General features: G+C 32.0%; 24 protein-coding genes and 1 riboswitch. Of the genes, 9 read left to right on the top strand and 15 right to left on the bottom strand.

The annotated features are described in order from the left end of the window. Position 1 precedes the first annotated feature (1 nt). From WNY78_RS01120 to WNY78_RS01110, 3 genes are all read right to left on the bottom strand, one after another. Entirely contained in the window at positions 2-1648 is a 1647-nt protein-coding gene (locus WNY78_RS01120) for a sodium/solute symporter (RefSeq protein WP_342871337.1), read from the bottom strand. Between the two features lie 234 nt (positions 1649-1882). Beyond that, positions 1883-3196 (bottom strand): trehalase family glycosidase, encoded by a 1314-nt coding sequence (locus WNY78_RS01115; RefSeq protein ID WP_342871336.1) that lies wholly within the window; start codon positions 3194-3196, stop codon positions 1883-1885. 80 nt (positions 3197-3276) lie between these two features. Continuing rightward, the gene (locus tag WNY78_RS01110) at positions 3277-5871 is read right to left on the bottom strand and encodes a carboxypeptidase-like regulatory domain-containing protein (RefSeq protein WP_342871335.1); all 2595 of its coding nucleotides are present in this window, start codon (positions 5869-5871) and stop codon (positions 3277-3279) included. Positions 5872-5992: 121 nt separating this feature from the next. Here WNY78_RS01110 and WNY78_RS01105 point away from each other — a divergent pair, with 121 nt between their 5' ends. Genes WNY78_RS01105 through WNY78_RS01085 form a run of 5 tightly spaced genes read left to right on the top strand, consistent with a single transcriptional unit; the run spans position 5993 to position 9945 of the window. Then, on the top strand, positions 5993-7015 hold the full coding sequence (locus tag WNY78_RS01105; RefSeq protein WP_342871334.1) for a LacI family DNA-binding transcriptional regulator: 1023 nt from the start codon (positions 5993-5995) through the stop codon (positions 7013-7015). A gap of 52 nt (positions 7016-7067) precedes the next feature. Then, positions 7068-7865 carry an undecaprenyl-diphosphate phosphatase gene (locus WNY78_RS01100; protein ID WP_342871333.1) on the top strand — a complete coding sequence of 266 codons (798 nt, stop codon included), beginning with the start codon at positions 7068-7070 and terminating at the stop codon, positions 7863-7865. Positions 7866-7868: 3 nt separating this feature from the next. Continuing rightward, positions 7869-8561 (top strand): tRNA pseudouridine(55) synthase TruB, encoded by a 693-nt coding sequence (truB, locus tag WNY78_RS01095; RefSeq protein WP_342871332.1) that lies wholly within the window; start codon positions 7869-7871, stop codon positions 8559-8561. Positions 8562-8598: 37 nt separating this feature from the next. Beyond that, entirely contained in the window at positions 8599-9138 is a 540-nt protein-coding gene (locus tag WNY78_RS01090; RefSeq protein WP_342871331.1) for a hypothetical protein, read from the top strand. 57 nt (positions 9139-9195) lie between these two features. Continuing rightward, the gene (locus tag WNY78_RS01085; protein ID WP_342871330.1) at positions 9196-9945 is read left to right on the top strand and encodes a hypothetical protein; all 750 of its coding nucleotides are present in this window, start codon (positions 9196-9198) and stop codon (positions 9943-9945) included. A gap of 24 nt (positions 9946-9969) precedes the next feature. Here WNY78_RS01085 and WNY78_RS01080 read toward each other — a convergent pair whose 3' ends face one another. Next, positions 9970-10590, bottom strand: coding sequence for a thioredoxin family protein (locus tag WNY78_RS01080; protein ID WP_342871329.1), 621 nt, complete (start codon positions 10588-10590; stop codon positions 9970-9972). 148 nt (positions 10591-10738) lie between these two features. On the opposite strand from WNY78_RS01080, the gene WNY78_RS01075 reads away from it, so the two are divergent. Beyond that, entirely contained in the window at positions 10739-11302 is a 564-nt protein-coding gene (locus WNY78_RS01075; RefSeq protein WP_342871328.1) for a DNA-3-methyladenine glycosylase I, read from the top strand. Between the two features lie 49 nt (positions 11303-11351). On the opposite strand, the gene aat is transcribed toward WNY78_RS01075, so the two are convergent. The 3 genes from aat to WNY78_RS01060 all read right to left on the bottom strand — a co-directional run bounded on the left by aat (position 11352) and on the right by WNY78_RS01060 (position 13371). Beyond that, positions 11352-11975, bottom strand: coding sequence for a leucyl/phenylalanyl-tRNA--protein transferase (gene aat, locus WNY78_RS01070; RefSeq protein WP_342871327.1), 624 nt, complete (start codon positions 11973-11975; stop codon positions 11352-11354). 112 nt (positions 11976-12087) lie between these two features. Then, positions 12088-12462: a DUF3127 domain-containing protein gene (locus WNY78_RS01065; protein WP_342871326.1), complete on the bottom strand. Its 375-nt coding sequence runs from the start codon at positions 12460-12462 to the stop codon at positions 12088-12090. A 39-nt stretch (positions 12463-12501) separates the two neighbouring features. Further along, complete coding sequence (locus WNY78_RS01060; protein ID WP_342871325.1) at positions 12502-13371, bottom strand: flavin reductase family protein; 870 nt, start codon at positions 13369-13371, stop codon at positions 12502-12504. A gap of 176 nt (positions 13372-13547) precedes the next feature. On the opposite strand from WNY78_RS01060, the gene WNY78_RS01055 reads away from it, so the two are divergent. Next, positions 13548-14753: a HAMP domain-containing sensor histidine kinase gene (locus WNY78_RS01055; RefSeq protein WP_342871324.1), complete on the top strand. Its 1206-nt coding sequence runs from the start codon at positions 13548-13550 to the stop codon at positions 14751-14753. Between the two features lie 9 nt (positions 14754-14762). Beyond that, positions 14763-15119 (top strand): hypothetical protein, encoded by a 357-nt coding sequence (locus WNY78_RS01050; RefSeq protein ID WP_342871323.1) that lies wholly within the window; start codon positions 14763-14765, stop codon positions 15117-15119. Between the two features lies 1 nt (position 15120). On the opposite strand, the gene WNY78_RS01045 is transcribed toward WNY78_RS01050, so the two are convergent. Together WNY78_RS01045 and greA are read right to left on the bottom strand one after the other, a co-directional pair. Next, positions 15121-15510, bottom strand: a complete 390-nt coding sequence (locus WNY78_RS01045) for an HIT family protein (protein WP_342871322.1) — start codon at positions 15508-15510, stop codon at positions 15121-15123. A 212-nt stretch (positions 15511-15722) separates the two neighbouring features. After that, the gene (gene greA / locus WNY78_RS01040; RefSeq protein ID WP_342871321.1) at positions 15723-16196 is read right to left on the bottom strand and encodes a transcription elongation factor GreA; all 474 of its coding nucleotides are present in this window, start codon (positions 16194-16196) and stop codon (positions 15723-15725) included. Positions 16197-16353: 157 nt separating this feature from the next. On the opposite strand from greA, the gene WNY78_RS01035 reads away from it, so the two are divergent. Continuing rightward, positions 16354-16779, top strand: coding sequence for a hypothetical protein (locus tag WNY78_RS01035; protein WP_342871320.1), 426 nt, complete (start codon positions 16354-16356; stop codon positions 16777-16779). A gap of 190 nt (positions 16780-16969) precedes the next feature. Here WNY78_RS01035 and WNY78_RS01030 read toward each other — a convergent pair whose 3' ends face one another. From WNY78_RS01030 to WNY78_RS01005, 6 genes are all read right to left on the bottom strand, one after another. Then, a complete protein-coding gene (locus WNY78_RS01030; protein WP_342871319.1) occupies positions 16970-19159 on the bottom strand; it encodes a TonB-dependent receptor in 2190 nt (729 codons plus the stop codon). A 113-nt stretch (positions 19160-19272) separates the two neighbouring features. Continuing rightward, positions 19273-19364: riboswitch (TPP riboswitch) on the bottom strand. Positions 19365-19422: 58 nt separating this feature from the next. Next, the gene (arfB, locus tag WNY78_RS01025) at positions 19423-19830 is read right to left on the bottom strand and encodes an alternative ribosome rescue aminoacyl-tRNA hydrolase ArfB (RefSeq protein ID WP_342871318.1); all 408 of its coding nucleotides are present in this window, start codon (positions 19828-19830) and stop codon (positions 19423-19425) included. A 12-nt stretch (positions 19831-19842) separates the two neighbouring features. Next, positions 19843-21399, bottom strand: a complete 1557-nt coding sequence (locus WNY78_RS01020) for a DUF4301 family protein (protein ID WP_342871317.1) — start codon at positions 21397-21399, stop codon at positions 19843-19845. Then, positions 21396-21965, bottom strand: a complete 570-nt coding sequence (locus WNY78_RS01015) for an ATP-binding protein (RefSeq protein ID WP_342871316.1) — start codon at positions 21963-21965, stop codon at positions 21396-21398. The genes WNY78_RS01020 and WNY78_RS01015 overlap by 4 nt, the downstream gene beginning before the upstream one ends. Beyond that, the gene (gene pnuC, locus WNY78_RS01010; protein ID WP_342871315.1) at positions 21926-22558 is read right to left on the bottom strand and encodes a nicotinamide riboside transporter PnuC; all 633 of its coding nucleotides are present in this window, start codon (positions 22556-22558) and stop codon (positions 21926-21928) included. The genes WNY78_RS01015 and pnuC overlap by 40 nt, the downstream gene beginning before the upstream one ends. Next, positions 22542-22802, bottom strand: coding sequence for a thiamine-binding protein (locus WNY78_RS01005; RefSeq protein WP_342871314.1), 261 nt, complete (start codon positions 22800-22802; stop codon positions 22542-22544). Before WNY78_RS01005 ends, pnuC begins: the two co-directional genes overlap by 17 nt. Positions 22803-22896 lie beyond the last annotated feature (94 nt).

Raw genomic sequence — 22896 nt, 5'->3', positions numbered from 1 at the left:
TTTAACTTAAAATGGATGGAAGGAAATAACTAAATATCAAAATAAAGATAAAAAATGCTACAAGAATATAAACCTCTTTTATCATGAAGTCCTCTTTCTTAATCGTTACATTAAAATTAGAAATACTTTTTATTTTTGTTTTACTTGTTAAAGCACTTACAGCATATGCAACTACTAAAGCTATTATAACACCTGTGAAATTAAGCCAAATCCAGAAAATATTAAATCCTAAATCGATATGAAATAATTCTTGAATCGTTTTTGAAAATATAAGATTAATTAACACTGCTGAAATTATTCCAGCATTCATTCCAATATGATTTACTTTTTTTGAAAAGAATGCTAAAAAGAAAGTCACTAAAACTGGTCCATAAAATACTGAACCAATTGCATTAATAATTTCTATCACAGCACTTTTACTACCTCCGAAAAGAAAGGCAGCTGCAATACAAACAAGTCCCCAAAACACAACGGAACCTTTAGAAATAAGCATGTACTTCTTGTTAGTTAATTTTACTTTACCACGATTAAAAAAGTCTTCAACGGTTACTGCAGATAATGAATTGACTGTAGAACTTAAAGAGGACATAGCAGCAGACAAAATACCAACCATTAATACACCAATTAGACCATGAGGCAAATATTTCATGATAAAAACAGGCACCATCAAATCTGCTTTGACACCATGAGTTGCATATTCTTCTGGAAAATATTTTTGAGTAGTCGTAGCTATTTCTTCAAGAAAATCTGGTGCTACTGTTAACAATCCACCAATAACCAGTCCCATAATGCAATAAATTAAAACCACTGGAAATCTTAAAAGACCGTTAGCCAGTAAAAGAGTTCTAATCGTTTTTTCATCCTTAGCAGACAGCATCCTTTGTGCTTGTGTCTGATCGCAACCATAATACGAAGCATAAAGAAAAAATCCACCAACAATCATTGGTAGTAAGCCATATTCGTTTCCCTCTCCAACTCCTAAATTATAGTCTATTACTTTTAATCGTTCTGGATCAAAACCAGCTTCTAAACCACCATGGTCTTGCAGAAGACTCCATCCAAAATACAAGCAAATAATTAATCCTGAGAATAAGATAATCATCTGTATAGCATCACCCCAAACAACAGCTTTCATACCACCTTGCCATGAATAAATTATAGTTATTACACTAATAATTAAAATGGTGTAGACAAAATCTATATCTAAAACAGCTTGAAGAATAATAGCTATAGTATATACCATAACTCCAGTTCCTAAAGCCCTACTAATTTGAAAAACAACACTTAAAATTAACCTTGTTGATGTACTGAATCGTTTTTCTACAAACTCATAAATACTTACAACACCTGATTTAAATAAAGGTGGAATAATAACAATCATAATAAATATCATCGCCAACGGAACAGCAAACTCAAAGGTTAACCATTTCATACCTCCATTTAACTTTAAACCTACAAAAGCTGGAGCTGATATAAAACTTATGGCTGATAGCTGTGTTGCCATTGTAGATAGACTTAATGGAAACCAACTCATACTTTTTCCACCCAAAAAATAATCTTTTGAGTCTTTATTATCCTTAAAGAAAAAACCCATTCCTAGAAAGAAAATTATGTAAAATATAATAATACTATAGTCTAGCCAATTCATAATTTATGAGTTTAGTCTTTATTAGTTAGTTAAAGTTTTAATTCTGAATTAACGGTATTTTACCATTTACTTTTTTAATATAGCACTAATTTGGTCATCAGTTATTCCGTTACCTTTTATTATTGGAAAACTGTTTCTTATGCTATACAACCTCCACGGTTCATTATTTCTACATTAAACGTATTGTCAACAATAGGACTTAAACCAATAATCACAATATCAATGTTTAAAAAATTATTCATTTAATAAATCGATTAACAAAGCTGCTGTCCAAGAAAAATTATTCCCACCATAACCTGCTTTATTATCCTTATGCATCTCTTTTCTTGAATCGAAATATTCGTAGAACCCATTATTTTCTATTATAGTAATTGTGTCTGTTTTAACACGTTCGGCTATATCATTAAAACCATATTGCTTTAACCCATTATACAGCATCCAATTAAGGTTTACCCAAACTGGACCTCTCCAATATTTTTTTGGATTGAAGCGTTCACTTGTTGGGTCAAATGACGCACACAGGTATTGATTTTCGTTTCCGAATTTTTCCATCATAACGTCAACCATCGTTTCTGCTTTTTCTGTGTCAGGAATATTTGCAAATAATGGAGCAAATGATGATGATGACAAATATCTTAAAGCTTTTTCATTTCTTAAATCATAATGAACATAAGCACCTAATTCCTCATCAAATAATTTATCATTAAATGCGGTTTTACTTTTTTGTTGCCATTTTTTTAATTGTTTAATTTTATTTTCATTACCTCCAATAAGGTTATACAACTCTATCAATGACTCATTAGATTTAATCAACATTGCATTAAAAAGTGGATCTTGAACTAAGAAAGGAGATAATTCTGCTATTTTCTCATCATTATAATTATTTGCTTTAGCAATTTCAATAATGTGTAAGTAGTGATCATATTCTCGTTTGCTTGGTCGCTCTTCAGGATCTACATGTGTTGTATCACGTCTTTCGAAATCATATTCTGGAGGATTCATGGTTTCCCATATATCATCCCAAATAGGTGAATTATCTGTACCCGATTCCCAATTATGATATATGTAAACTAAACCTTCATTTTGAGGATCTCTATTTTCGTAAAAATACCGATGATTATCATATACTTTATCAATTTGTGTTTCAATAAATTTTAGTGTCGATTCTTTAACTTCACTTATTCTATAAATTTCTTTTAGCACAAAACCAGTTACTGGAGGCTGAGTCATTCCTGTTGATTTATACTTAGGATTAGACTCTGGATGTAAATCTGAGCGATGAAAGTTTGCTCCAGGAAAATAACTATCTGTTTCAGTATGAAAAATAATATGAGGAATGAATCCATTACTCCATTGAGCTTTAAGTAAGGTTTTTATTTCCCTTTCAGCTTTTTGCATATCATAATGTGCAAAGCCAATTGCAATTAGACCTGAATCCCAAAACCATTGGAATGGATATAAGTTTTCACAAGGAATGGTAAACTCACCTTCGGTTTTGAAGTTTGAGTCTAAAATATGTTCTGCTTTTTGTTGTAATGTTTTTTTCATTGAGGAAAAATAAATAAAAAATACATTGATGCCTATGAATAACATCAATGTATTCTAGTGAAACTAAATCAAATTCAAACTTAAAAATTAAAAGTTGCATTAAAGAAAACTCTTGTTGGTAGCACTGGTCTTCCAACGAAAAACTCTTCTTCGGTTTGGTTATTTCCTAATCTTGGTGATCCTTCTGTAATTCCGTCAGAATTAAAAAGATTAAATACTTGTGCTCCTAAACGAAGCGTTTCATTATCATCACTGAGTTCAAATGTGTATCCTAAATTTAAACTTGCTAAACCAATAGCATCAAGTTCAATAGTATTAGAATCATTTGAGAATTTCTTACCTGTATAATTATAGACTACACCTGCATCAAATTTAGATGTCACATAGTCTAAGGATAATGTAGTCAATAGATTTGGTTGTCTTCTTAACTCATTACCTTCTAATTCAGAATCTGCTTCAGATTTTGTGATTTCATGATCTTGGTAAGTTAATGAACCACCAAAATTAAAATTCTCAGAAAATGCCCAACTCCATGTTCCTTCAAATCCAAAAGTACTTGTGTCTTGTGTATCTACTTCTTCAATAAACCCTCCTCCTGGAGCATTAACAAAACTAATTGAACGTCTATCTTTAAGACCTACGGAATATAGCGCAGCTGTTCCTGAGAAAGAATTCTTAGAGTATTTTACACCTAATTCTCCCTGTATAATTTTTTCAGTATCATATGAAGAAGGGTTGCCTAAATCATCAAACTGTGTTCCTCTAAGTTCTGGAAAAAAGTATCCTCTTGAGAAGTTTCCATAAGCACTTAAGTCATCATTGATTTTGTATAAACCAGCAACAACAACTGCAAAATCATCTGCAGAGACGTGACCTCTTGTAAAACTTCCGTTACCCCAAGTTACATTATCTAAATTTGCAATACCTGTATTATCTACTACATAAGATTGAGTTCCTTCTACTTCAATATCTCCTGAAGCTCTTTCATATCTTACACCAAAATCTAGATTCCAGCGTTCAAGTTTTAATTCATCTGCTACAAAAACAGCTATTTTATTACTAGAAACATTTCTATTTGTGTAAGCTGTTCCTCTATTGGTTACACCATTTACAGAATAACCAGATACATTTATCAACTCTGGTCTGTCATTATATTCTCCCAGATAATTAGTTATAACATTAAAATCACCACCTTCAGATCTAGACATAAAAGTTCCAAAAGTAATATTATGATTTCCTGCAGTTTTAGTAAACTTAATATCTGCCATTAACTCTTGTAACGGTCTACTACGATCTAATATTCTATTTTCAAACAATAAGGCATTTGAAGCTAAAGGCTGTCCATTTAGGTATGTAAAATCACCAGAAGTCAAACCTCTTGCATCTAAATATTCTTGTTGTGTTTCTACTGCTTTAGCTCCACTTACACCACTACCATCTAGGAAAAGATTAAATTGATGCTTATATTTAGAATATCTAAGTTTTGCGTCTAACTTTAAATCATCTGAAAAACGATGTTTAAAGTTTGTCAAAAAATACCCACCCAAAGTGGCAACACCATCTTCAATTGGAGAATTATAGATACCATCTGGTGTAGCATAAGAAATATCAGAAGCAGCAGCTGTTTGTAAAGTAAATATTTCTTGACCATCATTTCCAGTAGGACGTTTTCTTGAACCTCCTTCTAAAGGGTAAGGTAAAAAAAACTGTACCGCATCATCAATCCATTGTCCTGAAAAGGTAATTGACCCTTTATCTGTAACGTGTTTGATGTTACCTCTTAATTGGAAACCCTCGGTTGGTAAACCTGTTTTTAATGGTCCTTCATCATATCTATAAAATCCAGAGATCGCATAAAAGGTATTTGAATTCTCTCCTCCTAATGGACCACTAGTAACGAAATCTGCTTTATATCTTGAATTAGATGCAACTTCTGTCTTTAATGTTGTTTTAGATTGTGACGAACCAGTTACACTAGTATAGTTTATAATCCCAGCCACTGAACCAACTCCATAAAGAATAGAAGAACCACCTCTTACAAATTCTAAACTTTTCATCCCAATGTCATTCCTAAAATAAACATCATGAGCTGAAGAATTTAGTCCAAACGTACTAAGAACTGGCATCCCATCAATTTGTAGAGGATTGAATTGGTATTGTCCACCCGAAGGTAAACCTCTTACAAATATGTTTGAAGCTACTTCACCACCACCACCTTCAGCAGTAATTCCAGGAATACTTCTAAGAACATCTGCCTGACTACTTGTATTGACTGTTGCTAATTTTTTAGCACCAATAGAAGTAATTGACATTGGTGTTTCCTTTTGAGACCTTTTTGTTGATGTTGCAGTTAATACAACAGCATCTAAGGCACTTCCTCCCTCTTCTAAGATGATATTAATTGTTAATGTTGTTCCATCTAAACTAATTTGTTTTTCATAGGTCAAGTAACCTAAATAAGAAACTTGAATTACTTGACTTCCTGTTAGACTTGTAGAAAAATTATAGTTTCCATCAAAATCTGAGTTTGTTCCAGATGTGCTTTCTTTGATAATAATGTTAGCTCCTATAATAGGAACTCCAGAATCATCAGTTACTTTTCCGTTAATTTCTGTTTGCGAAAAAACAGTAACTGTACTTATTAAAAGCACAAACAATAGTAAAATTTTCTTCATTGGATTATTAATTAGTTAATATTTGTATAAATTTATTGTCATTTTGTTAATTTTAACCTCAAAACATTAACAAATAACTACGCAAACGTTTGCGGTAACGTTTGCATTTAAATAAAATACCTTGAAAAAGAAAATAACCACTCTAAAAGAGATTGCTAAACAGCTTAATTTATCAATTTCAACAGTATCGAGAGCACTCAATGATCATCCAGATATTAGTGAATCAACTAAAGAGAAAGTAAAACGGTTAGCCAACGATCTCAGTTATGTACCAAATATCTTCGCTAAAGGTTTTAGGTCTCACAAATCCAATATTATAGGTGTAATTGTACCTAGCATTACTCATTATTTTACAGCTACAATACTTAAAGGTATATTAGATGAAGCAGCTATAAAAGGGTATCGAGTCATTATTTCAGAATCAGATAATGACATTTCTAAACAAACAGAAATGCTTAAAACTATGATGCAGTTTGGAGTAGATGGTATTTTAATGTCACTCACAAAAAGAACTAGAAACATTGAGAACATTATTAAAACCATGGACACTGTACCTTTAATTTTATTTGACAAAGTATCTAATAAAATCCCTTGCACACAAATTGTCATTAATGAAGAAGAGGCTGCTTTTGATGCTGTCGAACATCTCATAAATATTGGAAAGAAAAGAATAGCCATCATTAAAGAAAGTGAGTATTCTTATAATTCTGAAAAAAGATATACTGGTTACTTAAGAGCGCTCAAAGAGCACAACATTACAATTGATGAAAAAATAATTTTGAGTGTTGAAGATATCACTCTCAAACAAGGTAGGCGTATGGCAAACATATTACTAAGCTTAAAAAACAGACCTGATGCTGTATTTGCAATTACCGATAGTGCTGCAATTGGAGTTGTACAAGCATTAAAAAAATTCAAAATTAAAATCCCAGAAGAAATTGCTGTTGTAGGATTTAGTAATTCTATTCATTCAACAATTATAGAGCCAATGCTTACAACTATAGATCAACCAGGTGAACGCATAGGCTCTACAGCAATAAAATATCTTATTGAAGAAATAGATAATCCTAATGAATTTACTGGTATCAAAACCGTAGAGATTAAAAGCAACCTAATTATTAGAGATTCTACTTTTTCAAGTTAAATCCGTCTATATATAATAGACTTTATATCTGTAATTTTAATATTTTTGCCTCATGGATATCATCGATTCAATTATATTAGGAATTATACAAGGTCTTACTGAGTTTTTACCTGTATCATCAAGTGGTCACTTAGAATTAGGAAAAGCTATTTTAGGAGACGAATCTCTACCTAAAGAAAGCCTATTATTTACTGTTGTTTTACATTTTGCAACTGCTTTAAGTACGATAGTTGTTTTTAGAAAAGACATCCTTAGTCTTTTAAAAGGTGTTCTAAAATTTGAGTGGAACGACGATTTACAATTTGTTTCTAAAATTGCATTATCTATGATTCCTGCTGTTATTGTTGGACTCTTTTTTGAAGAACAGTTAGAACAATTATTTGGAGGTAATATTCTACTAGTAGGTTGTATGCTTTTAGTAACAGCTGCACTATTATTTTTAGCAGACAGAGCTAAAGACACTAACAAGAAAGTAACATTCTCTAATGCTTTTATCATTGGAATTTCTCAAGCTGTGGCAATGCTTCCAGGAATTTCACGATCTGGAGCAACGATTTCTACATCTGTTTTATTAGGTAATGATAAAACTAAAGCTGCTCGTTTTTCATTTTTAATGGTTGTGCCTCTTATCTTCGGAAAGATCGCCAAAGACATTTTAGGCGGAGAAATAACATATGATAGTGCGAACTTTACGAGTCTAGGTATTGGATTTGTCGCTGCATTTGTTGCAGGATTATTTGCTTGCACTTGGATGATTGCTTTAGTTAAAAAAAGTAAACTCTCATACTTTGCTATCTACTGTGTGATTGTTGGAATTATTGCTATTACATTCGCTTTACTAAACAAATAATTGATGACTGGAGAAGACTTTCAAGCTGGTCAAGTATTACTTATAGACAAACCTTTAACATGGACGTCCTTTCAGGCTGTTAACAAACTACGTTGGGAAATAAGGCAAGCTTTCAACATCAAAAAAATAAAAGTAGGTCATGCAGGAACGCTTGATCCTTTAGCAACAGGTTTATTAATTATCTGCACAGGTAAAATGACCAAACAAATCAATACGTTTCAAGGTCAGGATAAAGAATACACAGGCACTTTCGTTTTAGGTAGTACAACACCTTCTTATGATTTAGAATCTGAAATAGACCAAACATTTCCAACCGAGCACATTTCCGAAGCACATATTCATAATGCAACCCAACAATTTATTGGAGAGATTAATCAATTTCCACCTGTATTTTCAGCATTAAAAAAAGACGGAAAACGATTGTATGAGTACGCTCGAGCAGGTGAAGACGTTGAAATTAAATCTAGAAAAGTGAGTATCTCAACATTTGAAATCACCAAAATAGATGGTTTAAATATAGAATTCCGAGTCGTTTGCAGCAAAGGAACTTACATACGTTCGTTGGCACACGATTTCGGAAAAGCCTTGAACTCTGGAGCTCATCTTTCTGTACTTCGTCGCACAAAAATTGGTGACTATGATGTTAAAAACGCAGTTTCACCAGAAGATTTTATTAGTTCTCTTTCTTCGGAATAATTATTGATGATTTCATTGCTTCTAATCTCAACTAATTATGAAGCTTCTCTCTACATTACTTCTCGTATTTTTTTTTACAATTGTACAGGCTCAAGACAATCAAAAAACTAGTGGATTGTTTTACAAATTATCTTTATCTGCCACATTAACGACCAATGAAGATTATACAATTGGAAATGATGATGACCAATCTTTTATCAATCTCAACGGAGTTTTCTTAAATAACACAATAGGCTATCAATTTGATTCTAAGTCAAGTTTTGGGCTAAATGTTGAGTATGATCATTACTTCGATCAAAACATAAATTTCTTTCCTGTTTATTTAGATTTCACATACAATATCTTTGATTTTGATAATCAAGTCTTTATTAGAGGTGGCTATGGAAAATTAGTAGATTTAGGTAAAGTATTTGAAAAAGGTAGTATGTATAAAGTTGGAATTGGCTATCGTATGTATGATGATGACTTTAAAAACTCTTGTTTAATTGGTTTTGATTTTAGTAGAAAACGCTTTGGATTTAGGCAAACTGAAAAATTATCTAGCTTTGCTATTTTCTTAGAGTTTATGCTTTTTTAATCTTTTTTCTTACTTTAACCGTATATAAAATAACTAACTTAATTTAAATTCGCCTACTTGAACTTTGTTGAAAAACATAAAGCATTACTTTTTACGCTCTTAATTACAGGAACGCTTGTTCTTGGTATGTTTAGTTTTAGCTTAACAAAACACACGGAATTAATTACAGAAAGTTACTACGAGATAGAACCTCAAACTGAAGAAGAGTTAAAAGAATTAGAAGAACTCAAAGCACTTGAAGCTAGCAAACAAGCGACTACCAATGAAGCTTCTAATGAGGATGAAGAGTTTAAGGAGATGATGCGAAATTTTAAAACAATGCGTAATGCACCAACTCATAAAGAGCAAACTCAAGACGATGATGCTATTGAAGATAACTCAGAAAACCCTGAAGATGTTTTAACGTCTAACTCAACTTCACAGGCTTCAAAACAATATGCGCTTAATGAAAAAGAACGTCTGCGTTTTAACAAAGCAAATGATGTTCTTGCTATGCATACAGCAAAAAAATCTGACAAGAATATTGATAGAAACTCGAATAGTAGTGTGTCATTTTCATTAAAAAACAGACAAAAAGTAAAATTACCTCCTCCTGTTTATTTGTGTGAAACTGGCGGAAAAATTGTAGTTAATATTACTGTTAATGCTCAAGGGCAAGTCACTGATACTTATATCAACTCATCGTCATCTAGCAGTAATCAATGTTTAATTGATGCAGCATTAGAATATGCTAAAAATGCTATTTTTTCTGATGCGGAACGAAAAAGTCAAATTGGGTCTATTACGTATTATTTCAAAGAAAAATAATACGTCTTTTCTAAATCGTAACCTCTAAATACCCAATAAACTCATAACATCTTTCATTACATTTTGACCTTTATCTTTGTTATACCAACCTTGTAGATCCTCTTTAAATTCTGGAGTTAATTGACCATGCGCTTCTTTATAATCATTCACCAATTTTGTGGCTTCTGTAGGTCTTGGTCCATAGGTATTGATCACGTCTCCTGTAACATTATCAATCATAATCAACTTAGCAATTGCGCGTCCTCCATTGGTTAAAAACTCATCCATTAAGGCTTCATTTTCATCTCTAAGCACTAACTTTAAGTCAATATTTGGCGAGAGTTCTGCTATTTTATTTAGTGCAGGAATGACATGAGCCGCATCTCCACACCAACTCTCTGTAATGACCAACCAAGTTACATTTCCGTGAAAACTTGATACTTTTTCTTTTAACTCTTCGGAAACTTTAAGCGTCTTATCCCAACGTTTCATTCTCCTGTCGTTAAGCATGGTATAATTAACTAAAGCTTCGGTTTTTTCATTTCCTGTTGTAGATTCTTCTAAAACTAATTGTTTTACTAAATCACGATAATCTTGATACGAGATCGCTTTTTTTAAACTTTCTGTAATTATCTCCTTTACTGATGTATCTTCCAATATGTTCATTTTATTTAGGTTTGCAATTTAACTTTTTTCATTTCCGAAGAAAATGATAATAGTCATAGAAATTGCTCGATTATATTATTCTCTAAGACGAAGTATTTACTAAAAACTTACTATTTTTAAAATTCAGTTGATTTAAACTAGAGTTATTATGGAAAAGCATAAATGCGGATGGTGTAAAGGTGATGAACTTTATGAAGCGTATCATGATGAAGAATGGGGAGTTCCTGTTAAGGATGACGACACATTATTTGAATTTCTTATTCTGGAGACGTTTCAAGCTGGTTTAAGTTGGATTACCGTTTTAAAAAAACGTGAAAACTTTAGAAAAGCATTTGACAATTTTGATTATAAAAAGATTGCCACTTACAATCAAGAAAAAATTGATAGCCTACTCCAAAATGAAGGCATTATTAGAAACAAATTAAAAGTAAATGCGACCATAACCAATGCTCTAGCATTTATGGAAATTCAAAATGAGTTTGGGTCGTTTTCAAAATATATTTGGAATTTTGTAGATGGTAAACCTATAAAAAACAAAGTCAAAAATTATAAAGAAGCACCAGCAAATACGCCTTTAAGTGATATTATAAGTAAAGATTTAAAAAAACGCGGATTCAAATTTGTAGGCTCGACGGTAATTTATGCGCAAATGCAAGCCACAGGAATGGTCAACGATCATGAGGTCAATTGTTTTAGGTATAATGAAGTCTAGTTTCAACACTTCGACTAAGCTCAGTGCAGGCAATCTCAACAACCTAATTCTATAAGTATTTTAAAAATTCTTCTCTAGAGATATCTTGAGCACCCAAACTTTCAAGGTGATTTGTATACACTTGACAATCGATTAGCTCATAATTTGAATTTTGAATAAACGTGATAAAACCAACTTTACTAGCATTACTTACTAGACTAAACATACTTTCTCCACAAAACACACCATTATTAACATCAATGCCATACAATCCGCCTACGAGTTCATTATCTAGCCAAACCTCAACAGATTTTGCATAACCTAACTCATGTAATTTTATGTAGGCTGATTTCATGTTTTCAGTAATCCATGTGCCTTTTTGACCCTCTCTTTTTATTTTTGAACAGTGACTTATTACAGATTCAAAATCTTTATTAACGGTGATTTCAAAATCGGTATTTCTAAGCACTTGTTTCATGCTTTTAGAGATTTTCAATTGCTCCGGAAATAGAACAAATCGAGGATCTGGCGACCACCACATCAACGGTTCTTCATCATCAAACCATGGGAAAATTCCGCTTTTATAAGCCAACAATAAACGTTCTGGAGATAAATCGCCTCCAATTGCTAATATACCTTCTTTAGAAGCTAAGCTCACATCTGGAAATACGATTTCATTTGAGAGAAAGTGCATTATTAAATTTTAGTTCTTAATTCTATAACATATAAAAGCCTCAATTAAAATCGAGGCTTTTGTCTTTATAACGATACACTTCACTAGCTCAGTGCACAATTATTTAGTTAGATTAAAACGGTAAATCGTCGTGATCTTCTTCGTTTAAGTTAGTTGCTGGTTCAAAAGCTTCTGTTGGTGCAACAGGAGGTGCATTATTACCTTCAGCAGCTTGTGCAGCTTCAATTCTCCAACCTTGAATAGAATTAAAATATTTAGTCTCTCCTTGTGGATTAACCCATTCTCTACCTCTTAAGTTGATATTTACTTTTACAGCCTGTCCAACTTGGTAGCTATTTAATAAATCTGTTTTATCTTGAACAAATTCAACCATAATATGTTGTGGATATTGTTCTTCTGTAGTGACTACTAATTCTCTCTTTCTAAACCCATTACTTCCAAATGTTTGAGTTTCTCCTATCATCTTGATTTTTCCTTGTACTTCCATTTTTGTATTACTTATATTAAATTTTAATTTCTTTTAATGTTACGACAATAGCAATTTCCATGCACTATCTACATCACCATAACTCAAATAGTTTCTGGCAATTTTATGTTTTTCGTGATGAGACTTTTCCTTAATATTAGGATAACGCTCACTCACATTGTTAATAAATTCATCTATCTCACTTTGATTTGGCAACCCTTCTACGTTTGCTAGCATTCCAATATCATTACCTGTTAAAACCATACTGTTTTTAACTTCCTCAGGCATATTATCTACACCAATTCCTAAGGTTGATAATGGTTTTGGGATTTCAAAAAACCCTTTATTAGCTCTACTGTAATAGCTTCCACCTGCTCTTGCAACCAAATCTAATTTGTTTTGATTAATCACATCATTTTCATCTAAAACCTCATCAGCAATATGAAGTTTAACAACCTCACAAATGACTAGATTTCCTGCACCACCTTCAGTCCCTAAATGGACAATCTCATTTACTTTACATTCAAATTGAACTGGAGACTCTGCAACTCTAAACGGTTTTACAATTTCCGAAGATAACATCGTTAATCCTGCTTTATCAAACTCATTAACACCTTGCGCATATTCTGTGCTACTCAATGACATCTGTTGTACAATGTCATAATTAACCACATTTATGACCACTTCTTTAGTGACTTCAACATTTTCTAAAGTGTGCTTTGTAGTATTATCTCTCACACGACGTGCTGGAGAAAATATCAATATTGGCGGATTAGCACTAAACACATTAAAGAAACTAAAAGGCGACAAATTAGGATTCCCATCAGCATCTAACGTACTCGCAAAAGCAATTGGTCTAGGAGCCACAGCACTTAATAAGTAGCCATGCAACTTGCCAGTAGAAATGTCTTTAGGATTAAATGATGCCATGAGTTTAATTAATGGTTAAATGTAACCGTTTCAAGATATTGAAATGCAAAGGTAACTATATTGTAAACGCTATAAAAATGAATTCACCCACTAACAAGACAATATTATTAACATAAATCGTTAGTATAGTCAAAACAAATAGTTTTGAGTATATTTAAAAATCAAATTATCAATTAATGGCATTAACCATAAACCGCAATATGACACGATGGATTATTATCGTGGCTTCTTTTATTATTATTTCTCTTATTCTTTGGAATACGTATGTGTTTTTTCAAAATTTTAAAGATGAGGAACGAAGCAAAATGGAATTAACGTCTTCTGCTCAAAGAAATATCTTTAAAGCCCTTGAGGAATCTAGTAATAATAATAGCGATGATGTGTTTGCCGATTTAGATTTGGCTTTCAAAATACTTAACAATAACAGCACAACTCCAATGATTCTTATTAATGCTGATTCTACAGTTGAGAATTATAGAAATATTATCAACAAAACTGAAGTCGATTCAATACATGACATAAAAGAAGCAAAATATGTAAATGAAAACCTTAAAAAACTTATTGCTAAATATGGTAAAGAAAATATACCCATTAAAATAGAAAACAATAAACAAACCCTCTATTACGGTAATTCAAATCTTCTCAACAAACTTAAATATTATCCTTTAGCATTACTTCTTATCATAATGCTTTTTGCAGCTGTCGCTTATTTCTTTTACAAAAGCACCAAAACAGCAGATCAAAATAAACTGTGGACAGGTATGGCAAAAGAAACTGCGCATCAAATTGGTACACCTTTATCGTCATTAGTTGGTTGGACTGAAATTTTACGAAGTGAAAACGTCAACCCAGAATATTTAGTTGAAATTGAAAAAGACATCACTAGACTCCAAACCATTACAGATCGTTTTAGTAAAATTGGCTCATTACCAACTTTAAAACGTTGCGATATTGTACAAGAAACTATTGAATCTTATGAGTATCTAAAAGCACGTTCTTCAAAATTAATTGACTTTGAAATTATTGCACCTCAAGAGAAATTGTTTGTAAATTTAAATGAGCAATTATTTAGTTGGACTATTGAAAACTTGGTAAAAAATGCCATTGATGCCATGAAAGGAAGAGGAACTTTAAAATTAGTCATTACCAATGACGATAAACATGTGAAAATCACTGTAGAAGATACAGGAAAAGGAATTTCTAAACAAAGTTATAATTCGGTGTTTCAACCTGGTTACACAACAAAGAAAAGAGGTTGGGGATTAGGATTATCTCTCGCCAAACGTATCATTGAAGATTATCATAATGGTAAAATAAAAGTACTACATTCTGAAATTGGAAAGGGAACAACCATGCAAATTTCATTAAAATTAATTGCTTAATCACAAGCCATGAAACAGCAAAACTATTTCACTTTAAAAGAAGTAAAGCTCAATAATAATTGTCCGGAATGTTATTCTAACAACGGTTTAGAACTCACATTTAAACAGCGATTTGTAGAAAATGCGTTTTATAAGGCAATAACTGAAGATACTATTTATGAAATGTATTGTAAAACTTGTGATACAGCTATTTTCCCTGGAAGATGGACAGATGAAATAGATCGCGTAGTTGCCTACCAAAAACGTGCAGCGACTCCTAAACCTAAATCTTTAAAATTAAAAAAACTGGCTTGGATTATTGTTATTGTTGATGTTGTTTTACTAGTTGTAGTATTGTTATTTGCTTTTGGTGTTTTGAAGTTTTAATCTACAAAAACGAAGTAATCCTAGCAGCAACTTCTTCAAACGCTTCTTTCTCTAATTTTGTTTTATTGATAAAACGCGCATCTTCCATAGAATTTAAAGGAATCAAATGCACATGAGCATGTGGCACTTCTAAACCAATAACAGTCATTCCAACACGATTACAAGGCACAGCTTTTTCTAAAGCAATTGCTACTTGTCGTGAAAACTCCATTAAACCATGAAAAGAGGTTTCATCTAAATCAAAAATTTTATCAACTTCTTTTTTGGGTATACATAGCGTATGACCTTTAGCATTGGGATTGATATCTAAAAAGGCTAAATAGTCTTCGGTTTCTGCAACTTTATAGCAAGGAATTTCGCCAGAGATAATTTTAGTGAATATTGAGGCCATTATTTAAAGTTTTTTATCACCTTGAGAGCAGTTGAAAAATCATGTCTTTTCAAAATCAAAAGTAGTTTCAATTGCACTCAACCTGACAGGTTGCTATAAATATAAAAAGATTCCTCATGAAGAGGAATCTTTTGTTTATAATTTTTAATAGTAATTACGTTTCTTTAGAAGGCTAAAATTATATTTAAAGCCAATTTCCGAAGCGCATACATTTATCTTGTAATCTCTAATACATCAAATTTCATAATACCATTTGGCACTTGAACTTCTGCAACTTCACCTACAGACTTTCCTAAAAGCCCTTTTCCAATAGGAGAATTGACAGACAATTTACCAGACGCTAAATCTGCTTCACCATCTGCAACCAAAGTATAGGTCATTTCCATACCATTGGTTTGATTTTTAATTCTAACTGTAGATAATACGAGTGCTTTTGATGTATCCATTTGAGACTCATCAATTACTCGTGCTCCAGCCAATGTGTCTTCTAATTTAGCAATTTTCATTTCTAACATGCCTTGAGCTTCTTTTGCAGCATCATATTCTGCATTTTCACTCAAATCACCTTTATCTCTAGCTTCTGCAATAGCTTGAGATGCTTTAGGACGCTCTACGTCTTTTAATTGTCTTAGTTCGTCTCTTAATTTTTTTAACCCTTCAGGAGTATAATAAGATGCTTTACTCATATTTCATTCGTTTACTTAATAGCTATATTCAAAATATCCCGAAACCAGTTCGGGACTAATGAAAAAATCCCGCTATAACGAGATTCAATACAAAGATACAAAATATTTAATTCAACATTTAAAATATTGTAAATTGCAACAAAAAATTAACGCTCCTATGAAAAAGCTCCTTCTCATATTACCTCTCTTATTTTTAAGCAATTGTAAAGGCGATGACACTATAAATAATTGCAATTTTTTACTCAATGTTGGTGTGAATGCTTCCATAAATCTCAACCTGCCAGAATATAGCCAATTGATGTTTACAAGTGAAGTTGTATATGTTGCGAATCAAGGTAACGCTGGATTTTACATCATAAATACTGGTAATAATAATTTCAGAGCTTGGGATGCTGCAGATCCTAATCATGTGCAACAAACGTGCTCTTTTTTACAACGTGATGGTGTAGAAGTCACTTGTGGTTGTGCAGATGAGAACAAATACAATCTATTTACTGGGCAAGCACTTGGCTCACAATTACCATGCGGACTTAAAGAATATCGCGTTACAGTTTCTGGTTCTAATATTTCGGTTACTAATTAAGGTTTTCTTCGGAAATGTAACTTATAAAAAACGTTAGCGCTCGTCTTTGACGAATGAACACAAGACCTGAATAAAGCATTCGTTACAAACGAGCGCTAGCGACAATAACTATAAAAAAACTCCCAAGTCTTTTGATTTGGGAGTTTTTATTTTAATCCCGAAATTTCGGGACTGCTTCCACTTGAATGTGTTAAAACTTCAACGTAGCACCTAATAAAAAGTTGGTGGTTGCTTGCGGATAATATCCAGCAAAGTATCCTGTCGTTGTTCCTGTTGGACTTGTATCATCAGAATAATCATACGATCCAAAATACCCATTAGACACATACTTTTCATTAAAAATATTATTTACCAATCCAGAAAATACAATAGATTTAAATATTGATTTTGGTTTCCACTCGTAAGTAATATTAAAATCATTAACGAAATAACTATCTAATTTTGAGTCTTCATTTTCTGTATTTCCCATGAATTGTTCACCAACAAATTTACTCAATATAGATACTTGAAATCCTTCTTTAGGCTGAAACACAAAAGCATTAGCTGCAACAACTTCTGGAGAAAACGAAATATTTGTTTTACCTAAATCTAAAAGTACTCCGTTTACAGAGTTAAAAGTTTCTTTGTTTTTATTAGAACTAATTGTAATATTTGGCTGTACTGAGAATGTATTGGTTAGTGCTATGGCAGCTTCCACTTCCAAACCTAAACGATAACTATCTCCATTATTTGATCTAATAGGATCTCCTGTAGTATCAATTTGACCAGTCAACACCAATTGTTCATTGTATAACATATAATATCCATTAACATTCAGTCTAAATTTTTGAGTGTTATGTCTCCATCCTAATTCAAAATCATTAAGCTGCTCTGGTTTTACGGTTGCATTATTTTCAAAGTCACTTCTGTTTGGTTCTCTATTTGCTCTAGCATAAGAAAAGTACAAACTGTTATTTTTGTTCATCTTATAAGTGATTCCTGCCTTTGGATTAAAAAACGTATAATTTTCATCTACATTAAAAGGCACTCTGTCTGATGTTAAACCAGAGGTTTTGTAATCTACCAAACGTACTTGTAAATCGCCATATAAACTCACCTTGTCATTTAATCTATAGGTTGCTTTTGTGAAGAAACTTAAATCTGATTTCTTACCATTTCCTTCATAATAACGATCTCTAATTTCACTATCACTGGCAAACTCTGCCCAAATGATTTCTCCAAAATGGTCTCCATCATGAAGGCTGTAAGAACTTCCGAAGAACATATCAATGGCATTATTCTTATAGTTTGCGCTAGCATTCAATACATAAAAATCACTATCCAACCAACGACGTCTAATTAAATTAGTCGTTTCAATCGTTTCTCCTCCAATTGTGATTGGTGTTAAATCATAATCTTCAAAATCTTCATCTTCTTTATATTGCTCAAAGTAACCTCTTCCGTAGGTGTAATTGAGTCCAACATTTGTTGACCATCTATTATTATATTTTTGATTCCAATGTAATTGGTAATGGTCTTGATTATAGTTATCTACTTCATTGTCGTAAAATTGGTCATCATCATTAGCATCAGTATACATACCAGATGGATTAAACGTGCGATCATCAATTAAAGTTTGAGCATCTATACCATTCCATGCTTGATACGTCACTTCTTGTCCGCCAAAAGCAATGGCTTTTATTAAGGTATTATTATCAATATACGATCCTTGTAGAAAGTATGATTTTAAATCTGTACGTGCTCTATCAATATATCCATCTGAAGAAATATTTGATAAACGACCAGCAATTTCTATGTGTTCGTTGAGTAAACCTGAACTAAATTTAACAGTGTGTTTTCTCGTATTAAAACTTCCAAAGGAATTAGAAATTTCTCCATTAGATGTTTTTGATACAGCATCTGTTAGTACATTAATACTAGCTCCAAAAGCTCCAGAACCATTAGTCGATGTCCCAACACCTCGTTGTAATTGCAAGCTTTCTACAGAAGACGCAAAATCACCTAAATTAACCCAAAAAGTCCCTAAAGATTCTGCATCATTATAAGGAATACCGTTAATAGTTACATTTGTAGATTGCGCATTAATACCACGAATACGAATACCAGTGTAACCAACTCCTGCTCCAGCATCTGTAGTGGTCACGACTGATGGTAAAAAGTTTAACAAGACAGGAATATCTTGTCCTAAATTACGTTTTGCCAATTGCTTTTTGGTGACGTTTGAATGTGTAATTGGCGAAGTAGCTTCTACTCTCACAGCTTTGACAAGGACTTCGTCTAGTTTTTCTGTTTTAGTAGAATCTTGTTGTTTTGTGTTGTCTTGTGCAAATGCATTAAACGATAGTACCAGAAGTACTATAAAAAGAAAATTATGTTTCATACGATTATGAATATATAATCGAATAAAAAGAGGTAATTATTCTTAATAGTTAATAATTAGTTTACAAATACAAATTAACAAATTACAGTGCAGGTATAACCACAAAGCATTTGGTAATTATAATTAAAAATTCCTAAACAGCATTACCTGTTCTAGGTTCAATGGGTATGATCTCAGCCGATAATAGGCACCCCTTTTTTGAGAACGATGCAAAGATAAAATAGATTTATGATTTGCACATAAAGAATTCGTATATTTTTTAATTAATCTACTTGTGGTGGTTTTCTATTAGCTTTCTTCTCTGAAGTTTTACGTTTATTCGTAAGACGTTTTCTAACAACTGCTCTCGGGATTTTTGTTGGTATACGATCTTTCTCCTCGATTAAATTGGTCGCAATCAAATCTAAAAAACGTTGAATAATTATAGATTTATTTTTATGCTGACTCCTACTTTCTCCACATTGGAGGATAAGCACATTTTCATTTGTGAGTCTTGTTTTAAGATTTACTTTGAGAAGTTCTTTTTGATCGTCATTTAAAAACTGTGAGTTCTCTAAATCAAAAGTGAGTTCTACTTTAGACGATGTTTTATTAACATGTTGACCTCCAGCTCCAGAACTTCTAACATATTTAAAACTCAACTCATTTAATATGGCATTTTCATCAAACATTTTTCGAATAACTTATTTAATTTGATGTGGTGCTTTTAGTAAATCGTTGACCGTTTTTACAGGATTAAAAGTTATTAGAGGTACCTCAACAAAAATTGTATTCCAGTAGGCCATACTTCCATTCCATAATCCAGGAAGCTCTAATGCTTTAAGGTCTTTTCCTGTTTTTGTTTTCATGGTAATAAAAGCAGCTTTATGATCTACAAATTTTTTGAGATCGTACTTTTCTCCTTTATAATTTTTAATTCCGAGGACCAAATCTACTGGATTAAAATGCGTCGCACCTTTAAGAATTTCTTTTTGACGTCTACTCTTTTTATTGATTTGAGCAGATTCAACAATTTGTAATGATACGTTTCCACTTTCGTCCTTAACCCAAAAAGGTCCTCCTCCAGGTTCGCCTTCGTTTTTTACCATTCCGCAGACACGAATTGGACGATTTAAAATTTCAGCTAAATACTCAACTTGATATTTAACCGAATATTTCTCAAACTCAGAACTGATTTTAACATTCATTTTATTGACCAAAAACTCACCAATTTCGATGCGTTTTTCTTCGGAAAGATCACCAGTTTCAAGCAAATGAAGATAATTAAAAGCCTGTTCTTGCACTTCTAATAATATACCTGCTAATACTTTTTTATACTTAGCAACTTCCTCTTTGTATTTATAAGTAACAACATTATCTATGTTTTTCACAAACACAATATCTGCATCTAAATCATTTAAATTTTCAATCAAAGCACCATGACCAGATGGTCTAAAATGTAGTGAACCATCATCTTCTCTAAACGGTTTATTCTTTGAATTAACAGCAATAGTATCTGTAGATTCTTTTTGATATGAGAATGAAATATCAAATGTAGAACCTGATTTTTTCTCTGTATGTTTTTCTATTCTACTAAACTCTTCACCAAACTTATGGTTGTGTTTTTCTGAAATTGTAAAATGCAGTTTAGCAGATTCTTCAATTGACGAATACAATGCTGATTCAAACAAATGCTCTTCAAAAGCAGTAGACAGCATTTGATTTTTGTATTGATGAAAAGGCAATAAACCTTTTGGTGAATTCCCGTAATCTAATTTATCATCATCCAGCATCATTTGAACAAATTTTAGCCCTTGTTCATTAATAGATCTGTTTTCCAAATCTGGATACAACTCTTTCAGTCTGTTTGCCACAATGTGATAAAATGGAAACTTTTCTAATCCCACAAAAAAGATGGATAAATCTTTATTTTTAGTCTTATTGATATAAGAATTAATACTTCCTTTTTCAATATCATACTCATCTAAAAACGCGAATAAAAATTTAAACATTCGTGTTGCTGCTCCTGAAGCAGGAACAAATTTTAAAATGGAAATTTTATTTTTTTTATCATCAAATTTTGAAATATAATTTTCAATATCATCATCTGATAATTCTAAGATCCCATCACCAATTGTAGCCTCAGAAACTAGGTTAGCATAAGGCAAACCGTTCTCAAAAAGCCTGATTTGCATTTTAACTTTGTCAACTGTTAATCCTTTAGCTTCTATTTGTTTTATATCTTTTTCTGTAAACTTCACTTTTTATTATTTAATAATTTGTCAATATGTTTTACAGCTGTTTCTAAACGTGTTTTCTTATCACCTTTTAGTAAAACATAAGGTATATTATACTTTATTAAAGTTTCTTTAAAAATTTGAAACATACTTAAACGTTCTTCTGGTTTATCACGTAAGTCGTCTGCTTCCCAAGGTGTGTCAATATACGTTAAAAAGTATAAATCGTATTTGTTTTCTAAAGCATATTTCTCAAGAATTGGATCACAAATTCCTGAATAATACGTTTCAGAATACACTTTGGTTTCTAATAAATCTGTATCACAAATTAAAACAGAATCAGTTTTTTTTGCCAAAGCGTTTTCTAATTTCATTTGCCCAATAGCAATTGGCAATAAATCTTTAGGTTCGCAAGTTTTTCGTTCATTATTCCATTTGTCTTGCAGATACTCTCTAGCGTATTCTGGAGCCCAAACCGAATTATAATGTCGCGCTAATTGCTTTGATAAGGTTGTTTTACCAGTTGACTCTGGACCAAATAAAACTACTTTTATGCAGTTAGTTGGTTGTTGTTTAAGTTTTTCTTCCATGCTAAATAGCCAAAAATGGCAATAAATGTAAATCCTAAATATTGAAAACTAGTGAATGTAAATCCTTTATAGAAATAAAGTGGCACTGAGATAACATCACCAATAATCCAAAAAATCCAATTTTCTAATTTTCGTCTTGCCATCAACCACATACCTACAAAAAATATAGCTGTTGTAATGGTATCAACATAAGCAACCCAACTTGTCCATTTATCAAACGTTTGATAGACTACATAAACAAATAATAGGGTTGCAATAAAAATAAAAACACTTATTTTCTTCTCTTTTAAGGTTGTTCTAGATATTGGTGTCATATGAGAATCATCAACTTTTCTCGTCCAAACATACCAACCATATACGCTCATTATAAAATAGTAAACGTTAATCATCATATCACCTAATAATTCCCATTTTACAAGTAAGTAAACAAAAATGGCAGTGCTAATCATACCTGTTGGAAACACCCAAATCTTATTTTGTTTAGAGAACCAAACCGATAAAAACCCAAAAATTACAGCTGTGATTTCTAAAACGATATCTGTTGTAGCATAGTCATCATATTGACCAAAAAAGAACTCAAAAATGTGGTTCATAGTCGTAGCGATCAGATTTAACTATTTTCATATGTAACAAGCCTCTTTCTATAAGTTCAAAAACTTCTTTGATTTCTACGGTTAACGTTTTCATAACGGCATCGTAGTCTCCATAAACTTGTGTGCTTAATGGATTTTCGAGTACTTTTAAATTAGAATCTCGCAGTTTTTTTATAAAATGAATTATCGCAGGCTCATAATCGTCGTGCAAAGGTGTTAGTGTTAATTCTACTGATATGTTCATCGAAAATTAATTTTCGTTTCCACGAAAGTGGAAATCTTTTTTTAAGTTATACTTATTTTTTAATAATGAGATGCTGAAACAAGTTCAGCATGAC

It is taken from the genome of Psychroserpens sp. AS72 (assembly GCF_038900375.1).
Classification (GTDB): Bacteria; Bacteroidota; Bacteroidia; order Flavobacteriales; family Flavobacteriaceae; genus Psychroserpens.
Note: the sequence above shows the minus strand (reverse complement) of the source record. Positions and strands in the feature narration are given on the sequence as shown.